The 18228-nt window shown below is 49.5% G+C and carries 18 protein-coding genes; 7 read left to right on the forward strand and 11 right to left on the reverse strand.

The features are described 5' to 3' along the window. Position 1 precedes the first annotated feature (1 nt). Genes L336_RS04165 through L336_RS04175 form a run of 3 tightly spaced genes read left to right on the forward strand, consistent with a single transcriptional unit; the run spans position 2 to position 3388 of the window. On the forward strand, positions 2-1324 hold the full coding sequence (locus tag L336_RS04165; RefSeq protein ID WP_015641965.1) for an FtsW/RodA/SpoVE family cell cycle protein: 1323 nt from the start codon (positions 2-4) through the stop codon (positions 1322-1324). After that, entirely contained in the window at positions 1251-2411 is a 1161-nt protein-coding gene (locus L336_RS04170; protein WP_015641966.1) for a UDP-N-acetylglucosamine--N-acetylmuramyl-(pentapeptide) pyrophosphoryl-undecaprenol N-acetylglucosamine transferase, read from the forward strand. Before L336_RS04165 ends, L336_RS04170 begins: the two co-directional genes overlap by 74 nt. Positions 2412-2434: 23 nt before the next feature. After that, complete coding sequence (locus L336_RS04175) at positions 2435-3388, forward strand: cell division protein FtsQ/DivIB (protein WP_015641967.1); 954 nt, start codon at positions 2435-2437, stop codon at positions 3386-3388. Between the two features lie 790 nt (positions 3389-4178). On the opposite strand, the gene L336_RS06000 is transcribed toward L336_RS04175, so the two are convergent. The 7 genes from L336_RS06000 to dprA all read right to left on the reverse strand — a co-directional run bounded on the left by L336_RS06000 (position 4179) and on the right by dprA (position 13210). Continuing rightward, complete coding sequence (locus L336_RS06000; protein ID WP_015641969.1) at positions 4179-6959, reverse strand: type IV secretion system DNA-binding domain-containing protein; 2781 nt, start codon at positions 6957-6959, stop codon at positions 4179-4181. Positions 6960-7098: 139 nt separating this feature from the next. After that, on the reverse strand, positions 7099-7440 hold the full coding sequence (locus L336_RS04185) for a hypothetical protein (RefSeq protein ID WP_041191351.1): 342 nt from the start codon (positions 7438-7440) through the stop codon (positions 7099-7101). A 163-nt stretch (positions 7441-7603) separates the two neighbouring features. Further along, entirely contained in the window at positions 7604-8662 is a 1059-nt protein-coding gene (locus L336_RS04190) for a sigma factor-like helix-turn-helix DNA-binding protein (protein WP_160142771.1), read from the reverse strand. Positions 8663-9036: 374 nt separating this feature from the next. Then, positions 9037-9366, reverse strand: a complete 330-nt coding sequence (locus tag L336_RS04195; protein WP_041191353.1) for a hypothetical protein — start codon at positions 9364-9366, stop codon at positions 9037-9039. 56 nt (positions 9367-9422) lie between these two features. Next, positions 9423-11753, reverse strand: a complete 2331-nt coding sequence (gene topA / locus L336_RS04200) for a type I DNA topoisomerase (RefSeq protein ID WP_015641971.1) — start codon at positions 11751-11753, stop codon at positions 9423-9425. A gap of 184 nt (positions 11754-11937) precedes the next feature. Continuing rightward, positions 11938-12273 (reverse strand): hypothetical protein, encoded by a 336-nt coding sequence (locus L336_RS04205; RefSeq protein WP_015641972.1) that lies wholly within the window; start codon positions 12271-12273, stop codon positions 11938-11940. Positions 12274-12349: 76 nt separating this feature from the next. Next, positions 12350-13210 carry a DNA-processing protein DprA gene (gene dprA, locus L336_RS04210; RefSeq protein WP_015641973.1) on the reverse strand — a complete coding sequence of 287 codons (861 nt, stop codon included), beginning with the start codon at positions 13208-13210 and terminating at the stop codon, positions 12350-12352. A gap of 328 nt (positions 13211-13538) precedes the next feature. Here dprA and L336_RS04215 point away from each other — a divergent pair, with 328 nt between their 5' ends. After that, on the forward strand, positions 13539-14288 hold the full coding sequence (locus L336_RS04215; RefSeq protein ID WP_015641974.1) for a ZIP family metal transporter: 750 nt from the start codon (positions 13539-13541) through the stop codon (positions 14286-14288). Here the strand turns inward: L336_RS04215 and pth are convergent. From pth to L336_RS04230, 3 genes are all read right to left on the reverse strand, one after another. After that, positions 14269-14832: an aminoacyl-tRNA hydrolase gene (gene pth / locus L336_RS04220; RefSeq protein ID WP_015641975.1), complete on the reverse strand. Its 564-nt coding sequence runs from the start codon at positions 14830-14832 to the stop codon at positions 14269-14271. The two genes, L336_RS04215 and pth, sit on opposite strands and share 20 nt — an antisense overlap. A 108-nt stretch (positions 14833-14940) precedes the next feature. Then, positions 14941-15171 (reverse strand): hypothetical protein, encoded by a 231-nt coding sequence (locus tag L336_RS04225; protein ID WP_015641976.1) that lies wholly within the window; start codon positions 15169-15171, stop codon positions 14941-14943. A gap of 32 nt (positions 15172-15203) precedes the next feature. Then, positions 15204-15647, reverse strand: a complete 444-nt coding sequence (locus tag L336_RS04230) for a hypothetical protein (RefSeq protein WP_015641977.1) — start codon at positions 15645-15647, stop codon at positions 15204-15206. A 65-nt stretch (positions 15648-15712) separates the two neighbouring features. Between L336_RS04230 and L336_RS04235 the strand changes: the two genes are divergently transcribed. Both L336_RS04235 and L336_RS04240 read left to right on the forward strand, forming a co-directional pair. Further along, on the forward strand, positions 15713-16306 hold the full coding sequence (locus L336_RS04235; protein ID WP_015641978.1) for a sortase: 594 nt from the start codon (positions 15713-15715) through the stop codon (positions 16304-16306). A gap of 9 nt (positions 16307-16315) precedes the next feature. Next, entirely contained in the window at positions 16316-17350 is a 1035-nt protein-coding gene (locus L336_RS04240; protein WP_015641979.1) for a reverse transcriptase/maturase family protein, read from the forward strand. 139 nt (positions 17351-17489) lie between these two features. Here L336_RS04240 and L336_RS04245 read toward each other — a convergent pair whose 3' ends face one another. Beyond that, entirely contained in the window at positions 17490-17726 is a 237-nt protein-coding gene (locus tag L336_RS04245; protein ID WP_015641980.1) for a hypothetical protein, read from the reverse strand. 52 nt (positions 17727-17778) lie between these two features. Between L336_RS04245 and L336_RS04250 the strand changes: the two genes are divergently transcribed. Next, positions 17779-18165 carry a CdiA C-terminal domain-containing protein gene (locus L336_RS04250; protein WP_015641981.1) on the forward strand — a complete coding sequence of 129 codons (387 nt, stop codon included), beginning with the start codon at positions 17779-17781 and terminating at the stop codon, positions 18163-18165. Positions 18166-18228: the final 63 nt, after the last annotated feature.

Genomic DNA, 18228 nt, shown 5'->3' on the forward strand with positions numbered 1-18228 from the left:
GGTGGAACAGCTAAGACGGCGCGTCGTATCTGATGGTACGAGACTACGAGACTCTATAGCGCAGCGGCGTCATCGCCCTGATTATCAGATCGTTCTCTATGTAGGGCTCTTAATGTTATTGGGACTGGTAATTATGTATGCGATAGGACCGCAACGCGCAAATGTACTTAATCAAGCATATGGCACCGACACCTACACCGCGACTTACTTCGTTGTAAAACAAGCAGTAAGCTTGTTGCTTGCAGGAGTCGCATTTACCGTTATGGCATCACTGCCATTTGGGCTCGTAAAAAAACACGCTTCAACGTTATTGCTTATCGGACTAGGACTCTGTGTAATCCTATTTGTCACTGGCAATCTACTACATATTAGCAGCATTGCTCAGTGTTCACTTGGTGCCTGTCGATGGTTTGAGTTTGGGTCGCTCGGCAGTTTTCAACCGGCTGAGTTTCTGAAGTTTGGTCTCCTCATGTATATGGCGGTTTTTTTGGGTATTCGCATCAATCAAGGTAAGTTGAATGATTTGACTTCGACTATTTACCCCATGCTGGCAGTAACACTGCTTGGACTATTTTTTGTCGTCATTGTGCAAAAAGATTTGGGGACAGGTGTAGCCTTGGCATCGATTGCTTTTTCGATTCTTCTCGTGAGTGGGATAAGCACCCGTATCATGCTAAAAATCGTTCTGGGAGCACTTGCTGTCGGTATTTTGGCAATCGTCATCGCACCGCATCGAATTGAACGTGTGACCACGTTTTTGCAAGGTGAGAGTGCAGTTACGGGCAGTTCATCAAATGATGACGCAAACTATCACATAAAAAACGCCATGATTGCGCTTGGCACCGGCGGTATATTTGGACTGGGCATAGGAAACAGCGTGCAGGCGACGGGCTATCTGCCTGAGGCGATCAACGACTCAGTGTTTGCCATTTTGGGCGAAATATTCGGGTTTGTTGGCGTTGTGGCGATATTGCTAGCATTCGGCGCTTTACTAATACGGCTACTTCATATTATTGATCACTCCTCAGATATTACGATGAAACTCGCTGTTGCTGGTATATGGGGATGGCTGGCGTCGCATATTGTATTGAATGTTGCCTCGATGGTAGGGATTTTCCCACTGACCGGTATCACGCTGCCTCTTCTCAGCTTTGGTGGTACAAGTATGTTATTTATCGCAGGGGCGCTAGGAATGGCATTTCAGATTTCGCGTTACACGCTTCACCAACTTAGCCCAGTAAAGGAGACCAATGGCAATGAGACTACTTTGCGCCGGCGGGGGATCGGGGGGTCACGTTACTCCGGTCGTCGTCGTTATCAATGAACTTGCTCTGAAATATCCTGATGTTGAGGTGGTATTTGTCTGTGACAAGGCCTTTGCGGCGCAGTCGAGGGGGTTGATGAAGACTGCTCACGTACCCATCACGGTAAAAACGATTACGGCCGGCAAATTGAGACGGTATAAGCATCTATCGGTTATGCGACAGCTTTTGATGCCAAAGCTAGTTTTTGCAAATGTAGCAGATAGCGTAAAAGTCTTGATCGGCTTTTTCCAGAGTCTGGTGCTTATCTGGCGCTTTAAGCCAGATATCGTGTTTGCAAAAGGTGGCTTTGTTTGTTTACCGGTCGGAATGGCGGCGCGTCTATTCGGCGTTCCGATTGTCGTCCATGATTCTGATACACGACCCGGCTTGACCAACAGTGTGTTGGGCCGTTGGGCGTCAGCCATTGCTACCGGTTCGCCTACTGAAAACTATCGCTATCGACGCGAGATTACGCGCTATAGCGGGGTACCTATCGATAGGAGTTTTCGCCCCTATACACCACAGGAGCAACAGGCAGCAAAGCGTCATCTTGGTTTTGATGAGTCCTTACCGCTCGTAGTAGTAACGGGGGGTGGATTAGGCGCCACTCGCATCAATACGGCTCTTTTACAAGACGCGGAATACCTGGTTCATGAAGGTATTTGCCTTTATCATGTAACCGGTAGGGCCCATTATGAAGAGGTGAAAACATTGGCGATCCAGGACCCTCATTATCAGGTTGTGCCATTTGTATTTGAGGGGATGGCAGACATACTTGGTGCCGCTGACGTGGTTGTTTCTCGAGCGAGTGCGACATTTATCCAGGAGCTTGCTGGCATGAGAAAATCAGCTATCTTGATTCCAGCAAAGACACTGGGTGATCAACGGAAGAATGCCGAAGTGTATCGTGAGGCGTCCGCGGCCGTTATCCTTAGCGACGACGATATCGAGGGTCAAGGAAAGCTTGCGGACGTCATCATGCAGCTTGTTCGCAATAAAGATTACGCGGATCGTCTTGCCGAAACTTTACACAGTTATGCAAAACCACATGCAGCGAGTGATGTTGCAGCGATGATAGCAGAGACGTATCGGCAACGACACCCCTAAAACTGCTATACTAATGGGGTAAGATGAAACTATTGAAAAAAACACAACAAAAGCCTCCTGCTCGCCGATTTGTCTATGGAGCTCAGTCTTCGATATCACACGATGTACCGAGGCCCGTATCGACACATTCGACCGCATTTCGTCGGAATCGGACATTGACGGGTAGTCTCTCATCTGAGGTACAAAGTGTTAACGAGCATGCAGCAGAGCTTCGCTCGCCGCGTGTTCATGTCCATGGACTGCGCCATCGCCGCCGCCGGCTTTCAATACTTCTCATACTAAGCGTTAGCGGTGCACTGCTAATGGCATGGCTGGTGTACCAGTCAATTGCGACCGTTATGATACGTGTGAGTGGCGTGAGTGGCGCTGATACCGCTCTGTATCAGCGTATCACCCAAGAATATCTCAATCGTTATCCACTAGAACGGTTTCGTTTTTCGCTTGATACAGTAAAGTTAACTGAGTACATGCAAATGACCTACCCTGAGGTGGACCACGTATTGCCAGGTGTAACTTATGGGGATGCACTGGGTACAGCTGAACTGATAATTGCCGTACGAAAACCTGTCGTGGTGTGGCATGCGACAAGCTCCCAGTTGTACGTTGATGCCAACGGCAATGCGTTTACACGCAATTTTTTCACTACACCTCTCGTTGAGGTTATCGATAAAAGTGGCGTTCAGGCGCACGGCAATCAAGTACTCGTCAGTAACCGGTTTTTGAGCTTTATCGGCACGTTGGTGGGAAAAATGCGCCAACAGGGCTATGAAGTGATGCAGGTGACACTGCCCCTAAATAGTTTGCGGCAAGTCGAGGTATCTTTAGCGGATATAGCGTATCCCATAAAGTTTTCTGTGGACCGTCCGGTGGGGGAGCAAGTAGAGGATGCCGATCGATCAGTGCGATATCTCAAAAGCAACGGTTCCTCACCTGAATACCTCGATGTTCGGGTCAGCGGCAAAGCATTTTATAAGTAAAGAGGACTCTCCTTGCCAATCGGAGTATGTTCTATTTTTGTTCTGTTTTTAATACATAAGTAAAATATATATTAACATACAAAAGTAGGGGAAAAGCAAATATCGTCGAAATAGGGGAAAAGAATAGGGGAATAATATTTTTTATAAAAAAGCAAATATTAGCATAGACGGATCGCACGGTCAAGTTTACCTGATGTGTGGAAAACTACATCATGAGACATGGTTGAGCGGGAGTAACTTATGGCACAATATATGGATGAACTGCAGTGTGAAGTTACATGTGCATTATACGGGTGATACTGAAGTTAACAAGACAAAGTCCCCTTCAATGGGGGTCCAGGAGTATAATTGGCACTCCATCTAGACGTATGCTGATTCATCTTTGTTCAATATATTTAATGTCGTAAAAGGTATATTGTGCGACGTTAAGTCAGTATATGAGAGTTATTGTTACATTTACCTTCTCGCCCATAAATGTTTGATATTTTCCTTTGGACTATCTCCTACTTTACGTTTGATCCCCCTCCAGGCCTCGGTCTGTCACATGGTACCGTTGGCTTCCGTTGATATATCCGGCCCATTTGGACACCATCAGTAAAAACAAACCTGGGCGTTGCTACTCAAATAGCAATGCTCTATTTTTGTTCTGTTTCATTTTTTTGATTACTAGCAAGTATGTGGGGAGTTTGTTACCATAGAAATGGCCCGGAACGGACTAAGTTCAGCACCATATATCCTGGCGGTGCCTAATCCGGGCTGCCACACTGATAAGGTTTTGACTAATATTTGATTAGCGAAGTGAGAGGAAGGTAGGATCGCGCGGTGATGATTCTGGTTTTGCTGCCGGTCGGCTAGGGGTTGTCCCCTGCTCGCGCTCGACAGAAATGGGCGAATCTGAAGTCGGTTTACGTTTCCGGCTACGACTACGCCTTTTCTTTGCCTGTCCTTGGTTTTCATTATCAACCACCGACAGGGGGGATGATGCGACGGCTGCGGTCGGGAGGGGGCTTGATGCTACTCTCCCCTGCTGTTGGATAAGCGATGTGTTGAGCGAATCTGGAGTAACGGTTTGAGTATGAGCATTTATCGGCCAGAGACGCTCAACGCTCACTGGGGGTGTATTTGTTGGAGTGGGCGCCTGAGGGGGCTTTTTGTTTGGGTCTGAAGGCATAATTCGTTCGTCAATTTCGTGCTGGATATCTTCTCGGGTTCGGCTATAATGCATGCGGGTATACTCGATGATGCGGCCAGTATTGTCTTCTTGCGGTATGGGCAGGTTTAATGTGGTAGCACTAAACGCTGGCGCCTTCTCGCCGTTGATTACCATATTGATAATAAAATGCCGATTGTGCATCTGTAAGAGGTCTTGCGGCTCAAATTGCGGCTCAAATTGCTTGGCTAAAATAGGAGAATCGTCGGGACTGACACGGAAGCTGATCATCGTGCCAACGTTGCCGAAGACAGCGTTGCGTACCTCTTCGCTCATCTGAGAGATGTATTGATTGGCGACGGTGAGGTTAAGCCCATATTTGCGTGCCTCAGACAAAATAGTAGCAAACGAATCAGTCGCGAAGTTTTGAAACTCGTCAACGTACAGATAAAACGGCCGGCGATCCTCGACATTTGGAATATCGCTGCGGCTCATGGCCGCGAGCTGAATCTTTGTCACCAGGAAAGCGCCCAAGATTGAGGCATTATCTTCGCCGATCAATCCTTTTGATAGATTGACAATCAGGATTTTGCCCTCATCCATAATCTTCCGAATATTGAACGTACTCTTTGGCTGGCCGATAATGTTGCGGATAATGGGGTTGGCGGTAAAGGCGCCTACCTTATTGAGTACAGGAGCGATTGCTTCGGCCTGAAACTTATCTGTCCAGCTGGCAAACTCGACATTCCAAAACTGAAGCACTACTGTATCGGTACAGTACCCTAGTGTTTCCTTGCGGAACTTTTTGTCGGTGAGCATGCGTGTGATATCGAGCATAGTTGTCTCGGGTCGGTCAAGGAGTGCCAAAATTGTATAGCGGAGAATATACTCGAGGCGAGGTCCCCAGGATTCGCCAAACATGCGCTTGAGGACACCGATAACCTCTGAACTGATATTTGTTTTTTGGTTGGGGTTTGTAACTTCGAGCGGGTTAAACCCGAGAGGAAATGCTGTGTCGGCCGGGTTGAAGTAGACGACGTCTTGCAGACGGCTCCCTGGTATGAAGCGCATGTTGTCTACGGCGAAGTCGCCGTGCGGGTCGATGATGGCGTAGCCTTGGTTGTGAAAGATGTCACTCAGCGCAAACAGCTCGAGCGTACCGGACTTCCCTGCTCCAGTCTGTCCGATGATGTAGACGTGGCGGCTACGGTCATAGCGAAGCATGCCGAATTGGTGATTGATACCGCGGAAATTGGTCAGGCCAAAAGCAGAAATATTCTCATCGATCGCCATATCACCAGTGATAACCGGTAGTTTTGCTGGCGGTTCGGCTGTTTTGCTGCTCGCCCAAACAATATTGGGCGTTTCGACATTGGTGTGTGGCAGGTGGAATACCGAGGCCACCTCTTCGATATTGAGGATATATCCCCTATCGGCAAAGAGGCGAGACTTGTATTTAGCAAGATCCTCTTTTTTGAAACTATCGGTTGTCATTTTGAAGCCATTGAGGTTTGTGCTATTGAACTGTTTGAAGGTCCCGACGATGGCCTGCATACGGAGTTTGGCGTTTGCCGTACTCTCCCCTAGATAGGCGACACGGATTTTGGTTTGGTAGCCCAGCTTTGTCGCTTTTTTTTCGGCCTCGGCGATACGTGTTTTGTCACGTTCTGAGACCTCTTTGACAGTAGTGCCGCTCACTCCCTGCTCTGGGGGTTGCCAGAGGGCCATAAAGAGGCCGGCAAACCATTTGAGGTTGAAGTCGCCATTGAAAAACGCCGCTGTGCCGTTTTTGACACTTCGCACCCAGGATTCTGAGGCTTTGTGCCATTCATCGGCGATAGGTCGTACTAACATTTGAATCCAAATCTCTTCGTCAGTATCTTCTAGCTTGGCGAGCGTTCCCGTGATGCCGGCGAGCGGGTCAACCTCAAAACTTTGGAAGGTCTTGATGGGGAGAAATTCTCGGTCTGTGAGGGTAATTTCGGAAGTATAGACAACGCTATGTTGGCGCTCATGTGAGACATAATCTTCATCAGCAGTGTGAATTTGAACCTGAGGGTACTGGGAATATACTTGGCCCTCGACGAAGCTCTGCAATGTCTTGGGAACCCATACATAAAAACGGATTCTACCGGCGACTGAAGCAATCTCAAAGCTGAGGTGTTCTTGGTATCCCCCATTTGCACGGAGCTCTTTGGCATCGCGCAGGATACCGTGCAGGCTGGCAAACATCTGCTCGGCGGCAAGCTCACTCTTGTCATTCGCCTTTGGAATCTCAAGCGCCAGGAGGACACTCTCGACATCTCTTACCATATCGATGCGTTGATAATTGCGCCATGTCAGGTAGAGAAGGATGACAACAATAGGTACCCAGACGTACCATTGAAGCAACAGAGAGACAAACCACGTGATAAATGCCATAACTTAGTGCTTCTCATTATATCATACCTCTGTTAATTTTGCAAGAGTAAGCATGATCAGATAATGACAAAACCCGCCACCGGCGAGTCGTGCGCACTCGCATGGTGCGAGTAGCGGGTTCTGTCGGTTGGCGGGTTATCTAGTAGTTGGAGACCACCTGGTACCCCGCATTCCAGACGGCCGTGAGGCCCTCTGCAAATGCCACCATCTCCTCCCAGCCGATCGGGTCACCCTCGACGGGCTTGAAGACGATTTTGAGGTCCAGCTTGGGGCCGTCGGTGAACTCGAGGGTGATATGGGGGTCATTGCCGGTGGCTTCGATGGTGAGCCGACTCGCCGAATCCCTCCCCTTATCATCACTGAGCTCTTGGACGATAACGCTCGTTGCGTACCGGTGCACGTGCGCCGTTCCGCCGCGACGGGTCCCACGTCCGGAACCGTAGTACCGGAATATCCTGACGGTGCCATTTCTGGTGGACATGTTTCCTTTTTCTACTAGGAAAATTCGGGAGCAAAACGCACCCCGATGAACGTGATTATATACTTTTCATATAAATAAGTCAAATCAAGGTCTCATAAAGTATACAGCGTAAACAAAAGAGCTCGCTGTGATGCGAGACTCTTATGATTTAGCTTTCGGGGTTTTATTTACCGTCAACTTCAGCGAGAGTGTATGTGGCCTTAGCGACACGTTTGAACTCTGATTTGCTCTGGAGGTTGAGGAGAATAGTCGTCTCCTTGACTTGTCGGCTTTTGAGTACGCGTTTGACAATTTCGTCGCGGTGGAGGGGCTCCCCCGCTTTTTTGAGCACCTTGGTGATAATATCGCTCACGGTACCCTTGCTATAGCCCCACTCGTCGAGGGCATAGATACCGCGGCCGATGAGGACAAAGCGCTTGTCTTTGATAAGCTCATTGTGGATGGCCTGCGTGGTCACGTCTTTGCGTTTGAAATCACTCTGCTTGATCGTTTTTGCGATGTCGCTGAAATGGAGTGGTTTACCACCATCAGCGAGGATAACGTAGATCTTGTCGCGGATATTTTTTGGATTGACGGTAGGCCATTTGACGAGACCCCATACGTCCTTGAGGCTTGCGAGGAGCTTACTGAGGCTTGCGAGCGCACGAACTTGGTTTGGGTTTTCATAGCTGAGCATATCGTGGAGCTGCTCGATACCAACTGGTTCGCCATGTTTCTTGATAGTTTTGACGATGTCGTCCACCGAAGCGCGTACTTTCTTTTCGTCGCCATACTCTGCGATACCAACGCCCAGATAGTAATTGTCGTTTTCATTGATAACTATTAGCTTTGGTGATAACTCACCGATAAATGCGACATGCGCTTTGGTTTGAGCCGAAGGAGCTGTGGTGACAAGGCGCGTCGCGAGGTCTTGCACGCGAGCGACGCGGCCGTTTTCGCTAAGATCGCGAATAATGAGTCGCTCTACGTCGTGGATGGCTGGTATCTTTCCTTCGTCGGCAGCGATTTTGAGACGGATGAGGATGGCTTTTTCGAGCTGGCGGACGCGCTCGCGAGTGATACCGAGTAACTCGCCGATTTGTTCCAACGTTTCGCGTCGGTCAAAAAGTCCAAAGCGTCGGGTAATAATCTCACGTTCGCGCTCCTGCTCGATGACACGCAAGATGTCTTCAACGGCCTTCTTCAGAGTTGCTGCAGTATTTTGCTGTGCAGGTTCACTCATTACTTGTATCTCCATTCCTCTCTGCCTCACCTCTGGAAATTATGTTTACTATTGAATCTTGGTTTTGATTATAGAACAATATTTCCAAAATGTCAAACCCCAAATTCTCTATGGCATTATTATAGCACAATGTCGACGCTTATGGTAAATACTTTTTTGAGACTTTTTATATCAAAAAATGATGGTGAGGCTAACCATCATCTTCAATACTGTCAACTTTCACCCCTGTTTTATTGCTATAGTTGCCAATGGAAAACGTGGCAAATATTACACCAGCTATAGCCAATTTTACGAAGAGAGCCCGCCCCAGAGGAGCGGTGGACCGAAGCCGGGGTGACGGCTTGGGACGGGCTCTCTCTGGTGCGGGCTGGAGCTCACACCTCGATGTTGTTCGGGGGCCTGAGAGGGTGGCTGTTCCTGTTGAGCAGCCAAAAGGCGCTACAGCCGCCGAGGGCCCACCAGAAGTCACTGGCGAGTTGGTGCTGGTGACGTAATAGCTCACCCCCAAGCCACCCACCCAGCGTCCAGCCGGCGACTCCTACGGGGAACCAGGTCCCCCGTAGGATCTCGTACCTGAAGACGGCTCTGACGATGAGCCAGAGGAGCAGGCCGACCATCAGGCCGCTGATGTAGATCTCGAACGGGATGCTGTTCATCTCAGATGCCTTTCTCGAGAGGAGCTGACAGGAGTCGAAGAGACTCAAGTTCGTACGTAATTATATCAAATAACGGTATAAAAGTCAATATCTGATAGAGGTAGTTATGCCTTTTTGCGTCGTGGGATGCGGCGTGCTTTGCCTTTTGCTGGCGCTGATTCTAAGAGCTGTTTTGCTTCTGATTCTTTGATAGTCTTGGGGTCAGTATCTTTTGGTATCTTGGCATTTTTTTTGCCATCGGTGATGTAGGGACCAAAGCGGCCGTTGAGGATTTTTATCGTACCAAAGTCGGCAATAGTTTTTTCGGCTTCGGCGTGTAACTTAGCAGAGTAGAGCTCGCGTGCATCAGCGAGCGCGATAGTACGAGGATCGTGGTCCTTGATCGAGACAAACAGCTTGCCAACTTGGATATAGGGGCCAAAGCGGCCGACGTTTGCCTTGATGTCTTGACCATCTTCTGTCTGACCGACGAGTCGTGGTAAGGTAAAGGCTTCAAGCGCTTGCTCGAGTGTCACCGAATCGATACTCGTACCTTTTGGCAATGGCGCAAACTGGGGTTTATTTCCCTCCTCGGTGTTACCGAGCTGGAGCATCGGACCATAGCGGCCAAAACGAGCGATAATAGGCTGATTGGTTTTGGGATCAAGACCAATCTCTTTACTATGTCCCACACTGCTGCGGTCGATATCTCCCGATTTCTCAATGAGCTGATGAAAGGGTGTATAGAACTCTTGGAGCATCATATTTCGCGGTAACTTGTCTCCGGCGATATCGTCGAAGTGCTCTTCAACACTAGCGGTAAAGCCATAGTCGATCACTTGATTGAAGTGTTTGCCAAGGAAGTCGCTGATGAGTTCACCGGCGGGCGTTGGTACTAATTTACCTCTGTTGGAACCGGTTTTTTCTTGCTCGATTTCGCGATGAACCGTATCGTCGATAAGCTGGAGTACGATAAGATCACGTGGCATGCCTTCGGACTCACCTTTCTCGGCATAGCCACGGGCTTGAACCGTATTGATGATCGTCGCGTAGGTACTTGGTCGGCCGATACCGAGCTCCTCAAGCTTTTTGACGAGCATACCCTCGGTGTAGCGGGCGGGTGGTCGTGCGAAGACCTGACGTGCCTCAAGGCTATAGACGGCAAGTGAATCCTTGGTGGACAGGGCGGGCAGCAGCGTGTCTTCCTTGCCACCGCCATAAACGCGCAGGAAACCATCAAAGATAACGACTTGACCTTTCGCTTCAAACACGAGCTGTCGAGGCGCTACATTGGGAAGTGATGCGGCGTTCACTATGTCAATTGTGATAGTAGTGTTTTCCAGTGTTGCTGCTGCCATCTGACTTGCAAGGGTGCGGCGGCGAATGAGGTCATACAGTTTTTGGTCGTAGTCGCTCCCACTGACTGATTCACGACTAATGTCGGTAGGACGAATTGCCTCATGGGCCTCCTGCGCCCCCGCAGATTTGGTGGTAAATTTGCGTACATGGCTATACTCCACCCCGTAAAGACGCTTGATGTAGTCGGCAGCAGCCGAGATGGCCTGTGTCGAGAGATTGACGCTGTCAGTACGCATATAGGTGATCTTACCTTCTTGGTAGAGCTTTTGTGCAGTCGACATGGTGGTGCGACTACTGAAACCAAGCTTACTGTTTGCTTCCTGTTGCAAGGTGCTGGTCGTAAACGGTGCTGCAGGATTGCGCGTGGAGGGACTTGTCGAAATATCACTTACCGTATACTGGGCAGTTTTGACACTTTCGAGGAATGCTCGGGCAGTCTCCTCGGTATCAAAACGCTGTCGAAGCTCGGCCTTGAACTCATGACCGTTGTGGGTAAAAATAGCGACGACCTTGAACTGCGATGTGCTCTCAAAGGCGCGGATTTCGCGTTCACGCTCGACGAGCAGGCGGACGGCGGGGCTTTGTACCCTTCCGGCACTCTTGCCGCCAGGTACTTTTTGCCAGACGACGGGACTGAGCTCAAACCCGACGATGCGGTCGAGAATCTGTCGGGCCTGCTGCGCCTCGACAAGTTTCATGTCAACGGTGCGCGGGTGAGCGACTGCCTCTTCGATAGCGGACTTGGTAATTTCATGAAAAACAATACGGTTTGTCGTCGCGGGATTGAGCTTGAGGACTTCACAGAGGTGCCACGCAATGGCTTCGCCTTCTCGGTCTTCATCGGTTGCCAGCCAGACGGTCTCGGCTGCTTTGACGGCTTTTTTTAGTTCGGCGATTGTCTTTTTCTTTTCGGGGTCTATTTCGTAGGTAGTAGCAAAGCCATTTTTGACATCTATGGGCGGTGTACCGTCCTTTGTTTTCTTGGCGATGCTACGAATATGCCCGATAGAGCTAAGAACCTTGAAGTCTTTTCCAAGGTATTTTTCGATAGTTTTTGCCTTTGCGGGCGACTCAACGATAACGAGATGTTTGCTCATGTGTATCACCTACTATATATGAATGTTGGCGTCTGGGCCACAAATCCAAGTCCGTATAGTACGCGTCTCCTACTAAGATTGCAAGTCAAAAGTAGGCGTAGTACGAAAATCCGCCCCGAAAGGCGCTGAGCCGAGGGCTCGAAGCGGATTTCGGGGCGGCAGAGGCCCTTATGGTGGCTGGCGGCTACTGGCGCGGAGGATTCACAAGAGCCCGGTGCTGGTAGATCACGCAGGCGTTGCGGACCGTGTTTGTCTCTGTGCGCGGCTCATTGGTGGGCCGTGTCTCCTGGATGTTGAGCATCGCATAGAGTGCGCTGAAATCGAGGTCTCCCCAAGCGTACGCGTTGAAGAGGTTTGCCCACTCACTGGAATGAGCTTGACCCGACTCGCGGACCAGCTCGGCGTAAGCGGCGAGCAGCTCGCCAAGCAGATGGCGATGGGTCGCGAGGTCCAGCCGGGCTGCCTCCGCCTCAGAAGTGAGCACGGCGATGTGCGTTTTGCGCAGATCGTTATACATCATTCCCTCCCAGGATGATTGTCAGTAAGCAAGGGCTTCCCTCTACAGTAGAGGGCTAAAAAATATTATTACACTAATTCTAGTATATTGTCCACTGATTTGCGCCGAGCGAGCGGATGGTGCCGTTTACCTCAAGCATGCTCAAGGCAGTTGAGAGCGAGGCTGCATCGAGGCCCGTCTGGCGCTGAATAAGTTCGCCATCATGAACACCGTTTTGTAGTTGCTCGATGATCAACCGTTCAGTGGGGCTATATGTCAGTATCTGATGTGCTGGTGCCGAGAGGAGTTCGGGCGCGAGGATCTCAAGAATATCGTCTGAGCAGGTTACGGGGTGGGCTCCTTGTTTGATAAGCGCATTGCAGCCGGCGCTCAAAGGACTGGTAATATTGCCCGGGACAACAAATACGTCTTTGCCCTGCTCAAGGGCATGCATCGCCGTATTGAGCGTACCGCTTTTTGCACTGGCTTCAGTGATCAATACGGCATCGCTGATACCTGCCACTAGCCGGTTGCGCTCGAGAAAGCTCCATGGGCCGAACTTTTCATCTGTCGCGTGCTCGGCGATGATAGCACCTCCCTGAGCGATAATACGCTCGCCCAGAGAGCGGTTTGTAAGAGGACGAATCGCGGGGAGTGCGTTCGCTAGCACCGCGATCGTAGTACCATGCGCTTCGAGTGCGGCACCGTGAGCGATGGCGTCAATCCCGAGGGCGAGGCCGCTGACGATCACCACTCCTTTTTGCGCCAGTTCAGCGACAATCCGCGACGTCACCTCTTTCCCGTAGGTGGTGGGCTTACGGGTGCCGACCACCGCCAATGTCACTTGGCGCTCCGCGGGAAGTGTCCCGACAAAGTGCAATGTATTAGGACATTTTGCAATACTACTTAGTATCTTGAGGTAAGGATGTTCCTGGGGTGATAATACGTTGATTTTAAGCATGATTTGTTATGAAAAGTGTTGACATAATGTCAAGTGTGTGATAATATGGCTATGATTGATTGATTCTGCGAGAACAATCAACCGCACCTTATACCCCCTATTCTAACTTATGTTAGGGTACGCACAAGGTGTGTTATAGTATTCTACCCTCCACTGTAACACCGTTTAGAAAGCCTGGTGCGTATACTAACGCCTTTATCCGGCGGACCTCGTATTTGTGAGGTGGGTCACGCTAATACCCGATATTCAGGGTGGGATGAAGGCTGAAATGGCGCTAGGTGATGCCCACCCTTACCTAGCGCCTTTTTGGTTGTGTTAAAATACCTCTATGAATTCTTTTGCTCTGATGGTGCTCGCAATCATAGTAGGTAGTGCTCTCTCGCTGATCGGTGGTGCCTTACTTTTTTTGACAAAAAAGCGGAGGGCGCACGCTATCACGTATGCGTTGCCATTTGGTGCAGGTGCACTGTTGGCGGCGGCATTTTTTGATCTATTGCCAGAGAGTTTTGAGATGGGTCAACCAAGAGAATTGCTCGTGTGGGTACTTGTAGGCTTCATCATATTCTTTTTACTCGAGCGGAGCTCGACGTGGTTTCACCATCATCATGAGCATAAGCTGGGAGCAAAAAATACTTCTCAAAACCTTCTGGTGATGACGGGAGATCTCGTCCATAACATTATCGATGGTATTGCCATTGGGGCGGCATTTGTGGTTAATCCCGTGAGCGGGTTTGTGACGACACTCGCAGTGAGTGCACATGAAATTCCCAAGGAGTTAGGGACATTTGGTATCCTTCTGTCGCGCGGGTGGCATGATCGTAAGGTGTTGCTCGCGAACATCATGACCGCAGTTGGCACGCTGCTTGCTGCCACGACCGTCTATCTGCTCGGTACAACAGTAAAGATACCCGAAGCCGAACTATTAGCCCTCACCAGTGGTTTCTTCATCTACGTAGCAGCGAGCGACATTATTCCCGATATTCACGAGCAACCCCGGCGCGTGGGAACGCTGCAGGCACTTGTATTGGTTATGGCACTTGTGATGGTTGCCGCTATTATTAAGCTTCTCGGTGTGTAGTTACTGCAAAGTCACCAGCAAGGAACGCGTCGATAAGTGATGTGACTTTTGGGAGCAGCGCTGCTAACTGCTGCTGCTCTGCTGCGGAGAGTTTGCCCAGCACAACATCGGTTGCCTCTCGACCCTCATGGGTATCATCCCATACGCCAATGCGAAGCCGGCACGTTGTTTCACCAAGGTGGCTGGTGAGGGATTTGAGACCATTATTGCCGCCACTACTGCCGCCAATTCGCGTTCTTACGGTGCCAAGGGGTAGCGCAAGGTCGTCGTGAATAATCAAGGTGTCTTCGGGCGCGATTTTATAAAAATCGCTGATAGCACGCGCTGACTCGCCAACCAAATTATAGTAGGTCGTGGGTTTTGCGATGATGACATGCTGACCACTGGGGGCTACATACTCTGCTGTGATTGCATGAAATTTCTTCTGTTTTTGCCAGCTAGCATGCCATTGCCCGACAAGATGGTCGGCAATAAAAAACCCAATATTATGACGGGTCCCGTCATAGCGTTTCTCTGGATTGCCGAGTGCAATGATAAGTTTCATACGTATCATTATAAACCACTGTAAAAGATGACAAAGATCATTACTTAGGCAATTATATACTTGATGTCACCAAATCACACTAAAGGCGGCTATTCTTGAAAAGTAAAGCTACCTGTCATTTTCTAAATCTTCGATCTCTTTGCGTTGATCTTTGACCCACTTTGCAACTTCGTTATTCGTCATAGGCGGGGCTTGCGACATTTCTTTTACCGCGTCCTGAAAAGCAGCGCCAACTCTTACGCGGCGCTCATTTTCGCGTACAGGCTTTTCTTGATCGGCTTTAATTTGAGCCTCTAGCTCCTTGATCTCTGCCTTAGTCGGCTTTTTATCTGTTGTCATGCCTTGATTATAACAAAACGCCACGACATTATTTAGTGATACAATACATATGCACTTTTGCAGACGTCTCGATAGAGCCGCTCTGCTTCTGTCCTGTCAAAAGTACCTGCATCGTAATCAATTATCTTATAGTTAAAGTCATCGTATGGCATGACGTACCGCGCATTACCATACCACGGCACTTCATCAAACTTTTTGATGAGTTTTTGCCATAACCTCCCACATTCGGTTTCGTTCATCAGGCGCATCGTATATATCACGCCACTATGATGCCGGAGGATTGCCATGCAAATGAAATCAAATTGTTGTGCGGCAGGCTCGAGGCCCGCCATATACCGCACTGTGTCGACTTCTGGGCCTGACATCTGGTGCTGCTCACCGTTTTTGCCGCTGATGTAGTGGCCTTTGCTGTCGAACCAGTGCGGTTCATCTGGGCGGATGTATCTGACTGAAGTGAAGCGAGGGAGATAGAGCATGGTCTTAGTGTAGCATCCGATCCCTCTATTCCCATAAATACACCTTAGCGCTATACTAAACAATAATGCTTATCCTGCCACGAAAACGTCCGCACTCTATTGCCCGTATTGTTTTGCTTTTGCTTATAGTGTGCCTTCTTCTCGGTGGTGGCTACCTCCTCCTGCTTGTTTCTGCGCCGGCCATTGCTCCACTTGCCATCAAGTCGATCGATACAAAAACCTTACCTACACCAAAAGTAGGCGATAACCGCATCATCATTCCAAAAATCGGTGTCAATATACCCTACGGAACAGACGGACTCAACTCGCTCAACCACGGAGCCTGGTGGCGCTATCCAGAGAGAGGCAACCCGATCGATGGCGGTAATTTCATCATCGCAGCCCACCGCTTCACACTAGAGGGCACCGTTGCCGGGACGATTGAAAAGTCGCCATTCTACAACCTTGGCAAACTCGTGCTGAACGACCAAATCCTGATTGACTACAACGGCAAACGTTACACCTATTACGTTGATAAAATCTTTGATGTCAAACCGACACAAACGGAGATTGAGGCGCCGAGCAAAGATGCGAAACTCACCCTCTATACATGCAGCCTCGGCGGTTCAAGCGATGGCCGGCTTGTTTTGATAGCCAAGCAAGTGATGGCAGCAAACTAACCTCCAGCAATGAAGTCTCTCAGGCGTTCACTCCAGTCAACCGCCAAGCAGTCTTCTCTCCACGAGGCCTATCGACGAGCCGTCCGCAACAAATCGCAGCGCCCCGAGGTTGCACGGTTCTTGCCCCAAAAAGTTCTCTTGCTGCATCAAATAACAAGGAGTTTGCAAACACAGACATACGTGCCCTCGCCGTACTATGAGTTTACGATTCATGATCCAAAAACCAGGCATATCCTAGCCCTTCCGATTCATGACCGTATCGTTCACCAGTGGGTCGTCGAGGAATTCATCAAACCCTACTATATCCCGCGATTTATCGCCCATACCTACGCCTGCATTCCCGAACGTGGCACGCACCAGGCCGTTGCCACCGCTCAGCATTTTTTGCGTACGGCGCTCGCTCACTTCACCTCGCCCTATATTATCAAGTTGGATATCGCCAGCTTCTTCTCGAATATCGACAAAGCGATTCTCTACCAACTGCTCGCAAAGAACATCCGCGATAGGGAGCTCCAAGCACTTCTTTTTACCATTCTTTTTCACAATACACCCACGCAGGGTATCCCCATCGGCAACTATACCTCACAGTATTTTGCTAATATCTACCTCAATGAGCTTGACCAGTTCGTAAAGCGAGAGCTGAAAGTCAAATACTACGTGCGCTATATGGACGATTTCATTTGTTTTGTTGAGAGCAAAAATGAAGCGGGGCGCATTTACCAAGCAATCGAGTCATTCTTATACACCAAACTGCACCTCCCACTCAATCCTAAAAGTCGCTACTATCCGGCACGTCACGGACTGGATTTTTGCGGTTACAAAATCCATCCGCATCACAGAAGGCTTCGTAATCGCAGTAAACGCAAGTTATGTGAAATCATCGATGAGTACGAAAGTGGAATGGATTCACTAGAGCGTTTTGAGCTCCGCGTCAATTCTTGGCTTGGCCATGCAGCACATGTGAACGCCCACACTTACACGCGACGTAAGTTGGCTCGCTATCAGGAGCAGTTCCGATCCTTGCGCCAAAAAAACAGTCCCTGAGAGTCAGCGAAATCCGCCTACCAAAAAGGGACTGTCGTATTGATATGTTTATTCTCCCGCTAAGTAAACGAGAGAAGAGGACGAGTCTCTGAGTGTTGCGTGCATGCCCTTCGCCTCCGTAGAGCGCTACTCAGGCACTTTAGTTTGCTACACGCTGGACAACACGAAATCCGTTATCGTTGTTCGCCGACCCGTCGTTGGTATTCGCATAGAACAGACCAGCGTTCGAACCATTGTTCGCATTGCCGCCCCGGATAACCCAAGGGTTGTTCGGGTCGACCGAGTTCGAATTCTCGCCGAGCCACGACTGATTCCAGTCGGACACCGGCGAGGCGGAGGTGTCACCGTGCGAGACAAGCCCTAGCATGATGAACATGCCGTCTACAGTATACTTCGGATACTAGCAAAGTGATAGAATAAGAAAAGATATGTCCAAAAAGTACGAAGTAGTTGTTAAAACAGACCTTATAGATTCGCCGCACGATCATGAGATGACGGCTGCGGTTATTTTGGCGCATCACTTCAAAACAAATGTTATATTCCTGCGCCCAGAACGAAAGAAGACGCCAGATATAGAGGCCAACGGTACAAAGTGGGAAGTCAAGAGTCCGAAAGGTGATGGCAGAAAGACGATAGACAACAACTTGCGAACAGCCCGTAAACAGTCCCATAACATAGTCATAGATTTACGCCGAGCCAAACTCCACCAGAAGAAAGCGGAAGCACGGATCCGCTACTACCTCGCGTCTGGTCCGCATGACATCAAACGGCTCAAGATTATTACGAAAGCCCGAAAAATTATTGACATACTGTAAGTGTTTTGTTATTATGAAAGGTAGATAAGGCGCGCGCGTTACTGTACTGTATCAACCGCGTCT

It is taken from the genome of Candidatus Saccharimonas aalborgensis (assembly GCF_000392435.1).
In the GTDB taxonomy this organism is placed as follows: Bacteria; Patescibacteriota; Saccharimonadia; order Saccharimonadales; family Saccharimonadaceae; genus Saccharimonas; species Saccharimonas aalborgensis.